General features: G+C 60.2%; 11 protein-coding genes and 1 pseudogene. 1 reads left to right on the top strand and 11 read right to left on the bottom strand.

Translation table 11 applies throughout. From position 1 onward, the window contains the following. Nucleotides 1–625 precede the first annotated feature (625 nt). Nucleotides 626–1,876, top strand: coding sequence for a TetR/AcrR family transcriptional regulator (locus AC1D1G_RS05495; RefSeq protein WP_283351100.1), 1,251 nt, complete (start codon nucleotides 626–628; stop codon nucleotides 1,874–1,876). Between the two features lie 145 nt (nucleotides 1,877–2,021). Here AC1D1G_RS05495 and AC1D1G_RS05490 read toward each other — a convergent pair whose 3' ends face one another. The 11 genes and pseudogenes from AC1D1G_RS05490 to AC1D1G_RS05440 all read right to left on the bottom strand — a co-directional run bounded on the left by AC1D1G_RS05490 (nucleotide 2,022) and on the right by AC1D1G_RS05440 (nucleotide 12,287). Beyond that, the gene (locus AC1D1G_RS05490; RefSeq protein WP_283351101.1) at nucleotides 2,022–2,669 is read right to left on the bottom strand and encodes a DNA ligase-like domain-containing protein; all 648 of its coding nucleotides are present in this window, start codon (nucleotides 2,667–2,669) and stop codon (nucleotides 2,022–2,024) included. Between the two features lie 445 nt (nucleotides 2,670–3,114). Next, nucleotides 3,115–3,915, bottom strand: a complete 801-nt coding sequence (locus AC1D1G_RS05485) for a crotonase/enoyl-CoA hydratase family protein (RefSeq protein WP_283351102.1) — start codon at nucleotides 3,913–3,915, stop codon at nucleotides 3,115–3,117. 243 nt (nucleotides 3,916–4,158) lie between these two features. Continuing rightward, nucleotides 4,159–4,359: a tautomerase family protein gene (locus AC1D1G_RS05480; protein WP_005264727.1), complete on the bottom strand. Its 201-nt coding sequence runs from the start codon at nucleotides 4,357–4,359 to the stop codon at nucleotides 4,159–4,161. A 416-nt stretch (nucleotides 4,360–4,775) separates the two neighbouring features. Continuing rightward, on the bottom strand, nucleotides 4,776–4,946 hold the full coding sequence (locus AC1D1G_RS05475; RefSeq protein ID WP_477951455.1) for a hypothetical protein: 171 nt from the start codon (nucleotides 4,944–4,946) through the stop codon (nucleotides 4,776–4,778). 256 nt (nucleotides 4,947–5,202) lie between these two features. Then, nucleotides 5,203–6,456, bottom strand: coding sequence for a CaiB/BaiF CoA transferase family protein (locus AC1D1G_RS05470; protein ID WP_283351104.1), 1,254 nt, complete (start codon nucleotides 6,454–6,456; stop codon nucleotides 5,203–5,205). Nucleotides 6,457–6,570: 114 nt separating this feature from the next. Beyond that, nucleotides 6,571–8,019 (bottom strand): aldehyde dehydrogenase, encoded by a 1,449-nt coding sequence (locus AC1D1G_RS05465; RefSeq protein ID WP_477951454.1) that lies wholly within the window; start codon nucleotides 8,017–8,019, stop codon nucleotides 6,571–6,573. A 217-nt stretch (nucleotides 8,020–8,236) separates the two neighbouring features. Then, complete coding sequence (locus AC1D1G_RS05460) at nucleotides 8,237–9,106, bottom strand: SMP-30/gluconolactonase/LRE family protein (protein ID WP_283351105.1); 870 nt, start codon at nucleotides 9,104–9,106, stop codon at nucleotides 8,237–8,239. Nucleotides 9,107–9,170: 64 nt separating this feature from the next. After that, a complete protein-coding gene (locus AC1D1G_RS05455) occupies nucleotides 9,171–9,467 on the bottom strand; it encodes a Dabb family protein (protein WP_283351106.1) in 297 nt (98 codons plus the stop codon). Then, nucleotides 9,464–11,113 (bottom strand): flavin-containing monooxygenase, encoded by a 1,650-nt coding sequence (locus tag AC1D1G_RS05450; protein WP_005564477.1) that lies wholly within the window; start codon nucleotides 11,111–11,113, stop codon nucleotides 9,464–9,466. The genes AC1D1G_RS05455 and AC1D1G_RS05450 overlap by 4 nt, the downstream gene beginning before the upstream one ends. A 257-nt stretch (nucleotides 11,114–11,370) precedes the next feature. Then, nucleotides 11,371–11,917, bottom strand: a pseudogene (locus AC1D1G_RS05445) (IS1634 family transposase); the annotation flags it as partial. A gap of 142 nt (nucleotides 11,918–12,059) precedes the next feature. Continuing rightward, the gene (locus AC1D1G_RS05440; RefSeq protein ID WP_283351108.1) at nucleotides 12,060–12,287 is read right to left on the bottom strand and encodes a hypothetical protein; all 228 of its coding nucleotides are present in this window, start codon (nucleotides 12,285–12,287) and stop codon (nucleotides 12,060–12,062) included. Nucleotides 12,288–12,381 lie beyond the last annotated feature (94 nt).

Raw genomic sequence — 12,381 nt, 5'->3', positions numbered from 1 at the left:
CCGGCCGGGTGCGGATGGTCGCCTCCGTGAGGCGGCATGTCCTTGATCCCTAGTGGTTTGCGCCACGACCGGGTGTGCTTCTACTCACATTAGTAGGCCCCACTCCCTAGATATGTCAATAGCTCGTATCTGAAAATGTGAAACTGCTCAGAGCTAGAGAGTTCTGAGGATGCATGGTTGATTTTTCGTCCATTCGGAAGCATATGACCTGTTGAGGCCGCAAATGCCGCGCAGGAAGAGCTGCCGTTCCGCTAGTGAACCGCGGCAATGCGAGGGGCGCATCGCTAAGTGTTGAGCCGAAAATGTCAGGCAAACGTATCTTTCATCGAATCAAGCACGTAGCATCATGTAACGGAAGTTGTCCATGACTCTTATCGAAAATTGTGCATGCTGTTCGGACTGCGGCCGTAGTGGAGACTTCACCTACGCTCGTACGCAGTGCGCCTGCGCCGCCCCGCGTAGAAGGAGGCATTGTGTCCGATCGGCCCTCGAACGGCGGTAGTGCGGGGTACTGCGGGGGGACCGTCCGCCGCCGGTATATCGTCAGAAGGCTGTATCAACGGCTGCGCCGCCAGTCCGGACATCGTGTGCATCMGTATGGGCCTCGAGGAGGAAAAGGGGCGTCGTGACCGCATCGCAAACTGTGAAGACGTCCGCTGCCACGCGCCGGCGACCCCGTGACCGGCGTGCGCAGATACTCCACAACGCCAGTGAATTGTTCACGAAATACGGGTTTCACGCCGTGCGGATGGAAGACATCGCCGAGGCAACCGACGTCACCGCACGGGCGATCTACCGGCACTTCGCCAACAAGCAGGATCTACTGTCGCAGGTGGTCCTCGAAGACCAGGACCGACTGCTCATGGCAGCCCAATCCGCCGAGCGCTCCGAAACCGGCGTCTGCAGCTTAGAGGAGTTATTGACGCGGATGGTCGAGGCATCACTGGAGAGCCTTCGACTCGGCCCCCTATGGCAGCGAGAAGCACGGCACCTCACCGCCGATGACTTCGAGCGAGTGCGCGAGGGTACTCGTCGCATCGGAGGCGCGGTGCGAAGGGCCATTGAAAAAGCCGATCCCTCCAAGAGCAGATTCGGTGCCGACGTACGCGCGTGGATGGCGGTGAGCATCATCACCAGCCCAGGGCACTACGACCGGTCACTGTCACAGCGTCGCCTGTCCCCACTGCTGGTGTCTGCTGCGTTGGCAGCCATCAATACCCCCGAATGCGCGTCAGCGTCACCCGAGTTCCGCGATGCGCCAGCGGCGGAGGCTCCAGTCGCAAATGAACGACCAGGTACATCACGTCGCGAACAGATCATCGCAGCAGCGGCGCGCGCGTTCCGGGAGCGCGGTTTCGGTGGAGTCAGCCTCGACGAGTTCGGCATCGCAGGCCCCGCCGTCTACCGGTACTTCGACAGCAAGGCCGACATCCTTTCCGCCATGATCATCCGAGTACAGGAATGGATGGCCCTGGAGAGCTCCAGGGCCATGCATCACAGCGCCTCCGATGAACAGGTCATCGACGGCCTCGTGAGAGGTTATGTTCGTATCGCAACCGAAGCAACGGATCTGTTCGCGGTTTCAGTTACCGAAGCCCTCAACCTCCCCGCTAGTGCTACCGAGCGTGATCGGCGAATCCGCCAGGACGACCTCGCCGAATGGGTCAAATGGCTACGAACCTCGCGTTCAGAAGTCACCGAGGCAGACGCACTCGCGCTGGTGAATGCGGTTCGCACAGCACTCAACGATCTTGTCCGTATTCCGCACCTCTCACGACACGCCGAGTTCCCCGACGAGCTTGTTGCGTGCTCGATGAATGCTCTTCTAAATACCCCGATGCCATCGGCACGATCGGGTCGGCGGCGTGATGAATAACCGAGTAAACGCCGGCGATGGTTGCGATCGCGACAAGAGCGCTGGTACCTATCGCGGCTTTCCTCACCCTCATGATCTAGGTATCGCCCCAAGTCGACGCAACGTGACAAGCGCGTGCAACACCGACTCCCTGGTTTGCTCTCCATCATCGATCGGCACTCCGCAGGTTTGAATATCCCGCATTACCAGTAGCGTCGTACGCTCCGAGGATCAGCACGGCAACCGACCGGCTGCAGCCGACGAAGCCGATCGCCAAACCGAACTGCGAGTCCGGATTGCGTGCTTGATCCAGGCTCGGCTCCGCTGGTCCGGAAGGTAGATCGATGTCGACCGTTTGGCCAAAATTCCCCTCCATTCCAGCACTGTTCGCGGCATTTAGCATGATTCTGCTGCTCTGATTTTCCCAGTGCGGGGGGACGGTGATGGGCAGGCCGCCGACGTTCTGGATGATCGACTCCAGTTCGGCCAGCTCCGCCCGCCGATCCAGGTAGGACGCGCTCATGATGTGCAGGTCGTCGAACGCCAGGACGTCAAAGGGTAAGAATGTCACAGGGATTCGTCGTTGAAACGGCTTCGTCGCGTGTGCAATCCCCATGCGCCGCTGGAGCAGGCCGAACGAGGGCTTGCCGTGATCGAGTACGACGACCCCGCCGTCGAGAACGATGCGTCCGCGGCCGCCGATCTCGGGATATGAGGTGTCACCACGTTCATGGCGCGGGTCCACAGCACCGGCTCGCAGCCGCCCACCGAGGCCAGCATCCGGCACCCGTCGTACTTCATCTCGAAACTCCACGGACGGTCCGTGTTGTCCGGGAGTGTGCCGGCCGTGGCCAGCATGGGCGCGATCAGACGCATACGCCCGGTTAAGCCCGTGACCTGGCCAAAGACGGTCCGCTTATTCCGGAACAGCGGTGATGTGGTCCGCCATAGTCATGTCAGCTGCGCGCGGTAGGTACTGGGTCAGTGCCAGGAGTTCCACCAGAGAACGATGGGCACCAGCCAAGGTGTCCACACCATCCAGCTGTCGCCCAACCCGTACGGGGGATCGGAATCACTGTCATCACCTCCGGGGTTAGTTGAAGCATTCGATCAATGCCGCGATGGCACGCGCAATGTCCTCCGGCTCGGTTGGGTCAGGCGGTGATAAATCTGCTCGTTCGTGGTTCTCATACTGAGCTCGCGGGCGGCTGGGCGGTCATTCTCCGGCGATACCGCCCCAGCCTCGAGCGATTCAGGTGCTACTCACCTGTGAAGGAACCCGGACGCTTCTCCATGAACGCGCTGACGGCCTCCCGGTGGTCGGCGGTGTGATGGGACAGCGCTTGCATGGCAGCGGACAACTCGAGCAAACTATCGAGACTCAGATGCTGGGATTCACGCAAAAGCTTCTTTGCCATCCGCACCGAGTTCGGCGGATTGACCGCTACGCGCTCCGCCAGCCCGCGCGCCTCGTCGAGCAGCTGCTCCGGGGCGACGACCCGGGAGACCAGCCCCCATTCCAGTGCAGTCGCCGCGTCGACGCGGTCCCCGGTCAACGTCATCTCGGCAGCGCGGGCAGCGCCGATCGCGCGTGGCAGCAACCACGCTCCACCGTCCCCGGGAATAATGCCCAGCTTGACGAAGCTTTCTGCGAAGAAGGCCGTGTCGGAGGCGATCCGCATGTCACACATGAGCGCGAGATCGCAGCCGGCGCCCACTGCGGGGCCGTTCACCGCCGCAATCAGGGGGACGTCGCAGTTGTACATCGCCCGAGGTATACGTTGAATTCCCTTCCGATAGCCCTCGCGCTGCTGGTGAGGCTTGCCTCCGAAGAGCCCGCGGCCTTCCGCCATGTCCTTCACGTTACCGCCCGCCGAGAACGCGGAACCGGCGCCCGTCACGATGACTGCTCTGGTCTCATGGCTGGCATTGACAGCGGACACGCACGCTACGAGCGCGTCGATCACGTCCTCGCCGGAGATCGGGTTGCGTTCTTCGGGCAGATTGATTGTCCAGGTCTCGATAACACCGTCGCGCTGGACGAGAACGGGATCATCCATGAAAGTTGCTCCTTGTGTGAGGGTCAATCAGTCACGATGACTGACTTATAGTTGTCGGTCCCGACTTCGGCTGCAGTCCGCAGATTGTTCAGTATCGGCACGGCCCGCTCACCTGCTGAGCGGAGGGCACCACGTCCAGTTGATCGGGGGCGCCGACGTTCAGTGAGAACCGAGGGTGGGTTCCGGCCTCTCGCGCGACCGAGGTGGCCGAACGAGAAGTCGGAGTCGCTCGCCGAAAGTCGGTCAGGCCGGCTTCGAGGCTCGTTCGGTCAGAGTCTCGCCGCCGATGGCCCAATCGTCCTTCGACACTTCTTCGATCGTCACCCAGACACTTGCCGGTTTCGCTCCTGTCGCGTCCACGTATGCAGCGGTCAGCTTTTTCAATAGCTCACGCTTTGCTTCGGCGGATTGGCCGGGGGTCTGGGTCACATGCAACAGCGGCATAGCGTGCTCCTTGAGGGTTTTTGTTGGGGAAAGGCACTCGACAAACCACTTCGCTAATCGAGATCAGTTGATCGGTGGGAACCGTGCCACGGCCAAGGGTAACAGCCTTGAGTATCGATTAAAAAGGGTTGGGGTGCAACGAATATGATGATAAATGGTTGGTGTGTCGTGTCACTTAGCTTGCAGTAAAGCAAGTGTCAGATAGCCATTCTTCATGGTGGATGAGATCATCCGTGGAATAACCGCGTTGACGACGCGTCGGTAGTACGGTGCCTGGAAGGCGAGCCCTCCGGGGCCTTCAGAGTTGATGGGCGAAAGCGCGCGGTACGAACATGAGTTTTCTGAGCAATTGTGAAACACCATTACGAGATTGGGCGTGAATCTATGATCGAACTCGATCGCGACTGGCCGCGGCTTCACGTGGTGGCCGCGACCGCCCCGCCGCACTGCGCGACGACGCCGAGGCGCTGCGGGAGTGGCCGACGGCGCGACTTCTGCGAGTCGACGGGCTCGGGCAGGTTCGTCTCACGGAGAAGCATGTGCTGCTGGAACCGGCCTCCGACCGCTACTTCGAGCCTCCCGAGCATGCGGTGCTGCTCGGTGTCTTCGACGGGGACCACGAATGGGCAGTGTGGGGCACCGAAGGTTTCAATGGTCGCTTACTTCCGGGCCGGTGCGATGGCTCGCTTGGATCGGGTTGGACGAGGCGTTCGCGCTGTGGGGTGGACCGCCGCTGATGTTGCGGATGGACAACGGACCGGAGTTCGTATCCACTGTGCTGCAATCGGTATGCCGTCCTCGGAACGCTCCCGAATGACGGATTTCACGGGTGTTGCGGCCCCGCTACTCCGGCAATACCCCGGAGCGGCGTAGAGACGCAACTTCGTTCTCGGAAAATCCGAGCTCGTCGAGAACAGCGTCGGTGTCGGCGCCGCGGTGGCGAGGGCCGAATCGCACCGAACCGGGGGACTCGGACAGCTTTACTGGTACGCCGACACCTCGGTACCCGTCGCACTCGATCACCATCTTTCGGTGCCGCACCTGCGGAAGGTTGAGTGCCTCCCCGACGTTGTTCACGGCCCCCGAGGGAACACCGGCCAGTCGAAGCGCGGCGGCCAGGGCCTCGCGCTGCCAACCGCCGATGAGTCCGCCGAGGACCTTGCGCAGCTGTACTGCGTTCGCCATACGATCGGTATTCGTCGTGAACCGTGGGTCCTCGGCGAGCCCGGGCGCGTCCAACGCGTTGGCGAGCGACCGGAACTGCCGGTCGTTGCCGGCACCAATGAAGAACGGTCCGTCACTGCAGATGAACGTCTCGTAAGGACAGATGGTGGGATGGGCGACGCCGGTGCGTTCCGGCGCGACGCCGGTAGCGAACCATTTGCCGGCGTGTGGGTGCAGGATCGACACCGCGCTGTCGAGCAGCGCGAGGTCGACAAGCTGCCCGCGCCCGGTCTCGCGCCGCACGTGCAGCGCCATGAGGATGCCGTTCATCGCATTGAGGCCGGTGATGATATCCACCAGCGGGATCCCGATCCGCATCGCCTCGCCGTCAGCTTCGCCGTTGATACTCATAAGCCCGGACAGTGCCTGAAGCACGGCGTCGTACCCGGGCGCGCCACCAAGCGGCCCGTCGGTACCGTACCCGGTGATCCGGCAGTGTACGAGGCGCGGGAACTCCGCGGCGAGTACTTCGTCGCCCAGGCCCCACCTCTCGAGCGTCCCGGCCTTGAAATTCTCGATCACGACGTCGGCCTCGGCGAGCATTCGGCGCAGGAGTTGCTGTCCTTCCTCGATTCGTAGGTCGACGCTGATGTTGCGCTTGTTGCGGTTGAGCCCGTCGAAGTACGTGCTGTGGTCTTCTCTGACGAACGGCGGGCCCCAACCGCGGGTTTCGTCGCCGGCTGGTGGCTCTACTTTCGTTACGTCCGCACCGTGGTCAGCGAGCATCTGCCCGCACAGTGGTCCGGCGAGCACCCGCGACAGGTCGACGACGCGAATGTCTGTGAGCGCGCCAGTCCGCGGAGGCAGCGCGGCTGAATTGGAAGAGGCGTCCCAGGCGTCGGCCGAAAGGGCGTTGACTGTCGAGTTGGTCATGGCTGCTCATTCTGGTGGGTATTGAAGGGTCGGGCCGGCCGAGGGGGAAGGTAAATCATGAAGCCTCTAGGCATCCAATTGAACAGGGAGTGGGGTCGGAAGGCTCCGAGGCGACTAGACATAGATGGACCTGTATTYAAGATAGTAATCCAGCGCCTCAGGGCCGAATTCTCGCCCAATTCCGCTGTGCTTCACGCCACCGAAGGGGGAGCCCATGTCGATCGAAAAATAATTGATCCCCATTGTGCCAGACCTGATCCGTGACGCGATATCTAGGCCATGCTCGTGATCGTCAGTAAAGACGACCCCGCCCAAACCGAAGACGGTGTCATTTGCGATACGAACGGCCTCATCCTCGGACCCGTACGGGATAACGGAGATGACAGGACCGAATATCTCCTCCTGTGCCAGTCGACTGTTATTGTCCACGCCTCCAAAAATAGTAGGCGAAACAAACCACCCTCGCGTTAGGCCATCAGGCGGCTCGGCGCCGCCACGGACAAGCTGGAATCCCTCAGACTCCCCAAGCCGGATATAGTTTCTAACTCGCTCTCGGTGTCGATCGCTCACCATCGGGCCCAAAGTGACCGCGTCGTCAAGCGGGTCCCCCATCGCCAGATCATCCACATAGGCAGCCAGGACATCTAGAACTTCCCGGGAACGACTATGGGGAACCAAGATACGGGAGTTTGTGGTGCACGTCTGCCCCCCGTTCTTGAACACAGCGTCGTCCAGGCTCCTAGCGAAGACATCCAGATCCGCATCAGGGAGCACAACGGCCGCCGACTTGCCACCGAGCTCGAGCGATACCCTCTTAAGGGACCGGCCTGCCGCCTCGCCTATCGCCTGCCCTGCAGCCGTTGACCCGGTAAATGCAATCTTGTCCACACCCGGATGAGCCACAAGGGCCTCGCCCGCGCGAACGCCACCAGCAACAATGTTGAGGACTCCAGGCGGTAGACCTGCATCTTCCGCTGCTTCCCCGAGCACATAGGCGTCAAGCGCAGTTTCGGGGGCTGGTTTCAAAACGATAGTGCACCCAGCGGCGAGAGCAGGAGCGATCTTGGCCATAGCCAGCAACTGAGGATAGTTCCACGCAACGATTGCACCAACAACACCGACTGGCTCTTGCCGCACAATGGTGTGCCCCTTCTTGCTGGGGCGGCGAGTCTCAAAAGTCCGTGCCTCGGCGAGCTCAGCCATTGAACGCAGTATCGCTACCGGGGCCGCAGCGTTACTGATAATCGATAAAGGCCTAATCATGCCATTCTGCTGACTGACCAAGCGCGCGGTGGATTCTCCTCGGCGCTCGAGGCTATCGGCGAACCGCCGCATAGTCTCGGCCCGTTCGTGCGGGGTGGAACGCCCCCAGGGGCCGTTGTCGAGTGCCGCCCGCGCGGCCAAAACAGCTTCGTCAATCTCCGAAGGACCACCCATTGCGGCAACGCCCAGCGGCCGCTCGGTTGCTGCTTCTGCAATAGTAAATAACTCTGGGTCGACAGCCTCTCGCCACTGGCCGTTAATATAAAACTGTCTGCGGTCGGCGCCACCGGCTGGGGGCATAATGTAACCTCTCTGAAGTGGTCATATACCTTGTCTTCCAAGGTTGCTTACGAAAGACGATTACGGTCAATACGCTGCCGCAGCCAAACGAAGGGCAAAGCGCTGGAGCGTCTACAGTTGAAGCGAATGACTAGATGACTGCTCGGCACCGTACCGATCGGTCCGTCTCGGGCCCGATCGAACTCCGACGGCCCACATCTAGGGAGATCAGGCCGGCCTACTGTGCGACGCCACGTCGATTCACCTGCGCGGTGCGGACGGTGCCTTGTGACTTACCTTCACCGAACTGCTCGAGAGTGGTCGCATTGCAAAACATGTACAGCACATCCAGGTCTGATCCGCCGAACGTGCACGCAACAGCCCAGGCGTCAGGCACGAGAACGGAATCGGTGATCTCGCCGCTCTCCTCAACGCGATAGAAGCCGCTCTCCGGACCGTTGGTCACGCCATTGCCGAACCAGACGCCACCTTCGGTGTCCAGTGCAATCCCGTCAGGGTGCATGCTCTCGTCGAGTTGTGCCCACACTCGGAAATTAGTCAAGGAACCATCGGCGTTTACGTCAAAAGCATCAATCCGGTGACCGAAGGTCTCCGCGAGGAGCAAAGTTCGACCGTCCGCACTAAGAGCAGCTCCGTTCGGGAATATCGCATCGCCTTCAACTCTGCTTACGTTGCCCTCGGGTGTTACGTGGGCCAAAGTTGTTGCCTTCGGATCCTCAGCCCCGAGGTCAAAGCCAAAGTTGCCAATGTAGGCATGTCCGGACGGCGATACCAGCATGTCGTTTGCCATTCCGCGGGCGATATGCGCGATATCGGCGTACTCGCTGACGGATCCGTCGGGCGCGATTCGCACAACCTTCTTCTTCGTCGGATCCAAGAGGACCACTAAGACCGATCCATCCTGTAGGAAACCGAGCCCAGACGGTGACTCTTCGAGCGTCGCGAATGCAGTGTGGCTGCCGTCCTCTTCGAAATGAAGGATGTGCTTGCCAAAAAAGTCGCTGGCCCATAGTCGACCATCGTGCCAGCGTGGTGCTTCGAGGTAGCCATGCCCACTGGATATTGTCTGCAGTGAATGGTTCTTCATTGCCTGCCCTTTCGGTGGTAGATATGGCGATTGCAGCTTCGAGTTAACGCATCCTAGGCGCTGGTCACGCCTCAAATTGCACTACGGTGTATTTCGCCGCGAGCTTGGAGAGCAACTCCTTTGCGCGAATATGAGTAGGATGCACGTCGTACTCGGCATAGCCTGTTGGATCATGAAACGCAGCGGAAATCCCGTAGTCGCTGCTCACGTCGCGCGAACTGATGTCTCTTCCATGAGCGTAGGCATGTAGCAGTTCTGTACATTCGGCGGACAGCTGATCAAGCGCAATTGCGAAAGCCGATATATTCGAGTCATCGATCGACCGGGTCCATGATATAGCGACCAAGTGATGAAAAGTCATGACACGGTCAGCCCATCGGTATATCCGGACTCCTTTTCCTTCTGCCAGAACTGCAAGTATGTCGGTACGCCGTTTAGATACTGCAGCATCTGCATTTTCTTGCCCGGAATGTTGCCCCCGTTGTACCAAGACTTCGCCCGATTGAATAGCGCCGTGTCGTCGGTCTCGTTGATGTGCGCGGTCCAAGCTTTGTCCGCTTCAACTGTCGATTCGAAACGGGTGAGTCCGTTTGACCGAAGAAATTCGAAAAAGTCGACCATGACCTCGCCCTGAAGCTCGGCGTTCGTGGACCCGTTCGCAAATGCAGCAGGACTCTGGGGGCCGTAGACGAAAATGGCGTTCGGGAACCCGGCTGTGACTGCTCCGAGGTACGCGTCTACGCCCTGGCTCCATTTGTCACGTAAAGTGACGCCATTCGCGTTCTGAACGTCGATCGAGGTTAGTGCGCCGGTGTTGTTGTTGAAGCCTGTAGCGAGAACGATAATGTCAAACTCGCCGTGCTCGACTCCGTCGGCTGTGCGAATCCCAGTTTCGGTGAATCCGACGATCGGGGTCTCTTTGGTGGAGACAAGAGAGACGTTCGTCTGATTCATCACCTCATAATAGTTTTGATGGAGGGCCGGCCGCTTGGCTCCGAAGGGATGAGGGGCGATTTCTGGGACCAGCAGCTCTGCTTTGACTGGGTCTTTGATCTGGGGCTTGATCTTGTTCTTCCAGAACTCATATGTCAGCGCATTTGTTTTGTCATTGAATAGATAGTCCGAGAAATTTCCCAGCCAGAATGCGAATCCGCCCTGATTCCATAGGCGCTCAAAGACAGCATTGCGCTCGTCCTCTGGGGTTTCGACACCGCTCCGGGGGTCAAAGTCGTAGTCGATCGCTGCGTGGGTTTCGCGACATTTCGCGGCAACCTCGGGCATTTTGTTCTTCAGGGCGGCTTGTTCCTCATCATCCAAGTACTTCTGTTGCATAGGCAACGAAATATTCGGAGTGCGCTGGAAAACCGTGAGGTTTTCGACTACTGGGCCTGCTTCCTGCACTACCTGAACAGCGCTTGCGCCAGTTCCGATAATCGCGACGCGCTTGCCCGTCATGTCCAGGTCGGAACGCCATCGGGCGGTATGAACCAGTTCTCCTTGGTACGCATCCATATCTGGGATGGATGGTGTGTAGGGTTCCGTGGTCGACCCTGTCGCGAACACCACAAACCTTGCCCGGAAAGTGGCTCCGTCCTGTGTTTCGAGGTTCCACATCCGCTGCTCTTCGTCGAACGTTGCGCCCACGACCTTAGTGTTGAATCGACTGTCCTTGCTCAGGTCCAGTTTGGAATCAACATAATTGAAATAGCTACGCATTTCCTCATGATCGGGGTACATCTGCGAGAAGTCCCAATCCTTCCAGAGGTATTCGTCAGTGAACTGATATACCGGTGCGTGGCTGTCCACCCTTGCTCCCGGATAGCGATTGAGGCTCCATGCCCCGCCGAAACCGCCACTGGCTTCAAGGAGGATCACAGAGAATCCCCGGTCCCGAAGATGGCGTAGCTGATAGATGCCACCGAAACCACCCCCGACAACGATGACGTCATAGGTAGGTGTTTCCGCAGACTGTGCCAGGTCGTTCTTTGGAGCGTGGATTGCGGTCATCGATTTGGACCTTTCGAACGCTGAGATGGGGCAGGGTTGCCGCTCGCTGTAGCCCTCTGATCAGAGGTGATTAGAGGGCCGAACGAGCTGGAGGGGAGCGAGATCTGGAACCTGTGTGACTGCGACCAAGTCTCGCTTGGGATGTGGTGTACACCATAGGCTTCAGGCTTCAAGTCCGCAACTAAAGAGAATAATTCATAACTACGTAAAACACGGTCGCTTCAGTAGTGTTTTGCTGCGTTGGCCGCGCGGCGCGGGCGGGCGATGGCTGGAGCGGCGAGCACGATGGTCGGGTACGCCTCGATCGACTCGCGGGTGCGGTGGAAGACCGGTCGGGCCTTCAGTTCGGACTCGGTGAGGCGGAAGAACTGCTCGACTTTCCGCAGGTTGTGATAGGTGGCCACGACCGCCTTTCCGACCATCGCGGTCGGCTCGATGTCGGTGACGTAGCCCTTGTGGCCGGCGGACTGGCGGGCCCGCTCGATTGATGCCTCATCCAGGATGACGCTCTGTCCGGTGACCTTGACGGATCGTTACCTTCGTAGTGGTTCTGCCAGGTCGCCTACGCGCTGGGTGCGGTCGATCTGCGCGTTAGTGGTGCGCCGGTCGCGTTGGGCGCGCTGCCACTTTTAGTGCCACACCACCCTGCGGTCGCGCCGGTCAGGGCCCTGGCCCATCGAGCGGGTCAGCTCCGCGGTGTCACCTTCGGCGATAGTGTTACCGCGGCGGCCGAAGTTATCCTCGAGTTTCCCTGGGGGCCTTGGAGGTTCGGGAGGCGACGATGAACGACGGCCCCGCAGGTTGGCGTCGATCGTGTTTCGGGGCGTGCCTGGACGCCGATGTCTTCGAGCGCCCGGTCGTGTCGAGTTTGCCGTTCGGCTCGATCAGTCGGGCGCACACTAGCGACTTTGAATGTCTCATCGCCGATCTCATCGAACCCCAGCGCCTAGTACGTCCCGGCCAGGTCGGCCCACAGGACCTCGTTTGAGTGCGAGCGCACCACCGCATCCCCGCCCGCGCAGACCTGCGACTCCGGCTCCAGCTCCAGCTCCAGCTCGAGACGCGTCTGATCAGTGTCGATCCTGCCCCTGGTCACCGCCATCAACGTCGTGAGATCGCCCTCGGTATGAGCGAACCCGATGTGCTCCACTAACGGGAACGACCCCAGTGGCACGAAGCTCTCCTGGTGCGGGAGTCTCAGCACCAGCCGTTGGAGTCACTGCTCTCGAGCGGTCGGCCGCTCCGTGGGCGCTCGCGCATCACTCCGA

This window comes from Rhodococcus sp. P3_B8 (genome assembly GCF_056402775.1).
Note: the sequence above shows the minus strand (reverse complement) of the source record. Positions and strands in the feature narration are given on the sequence as shown.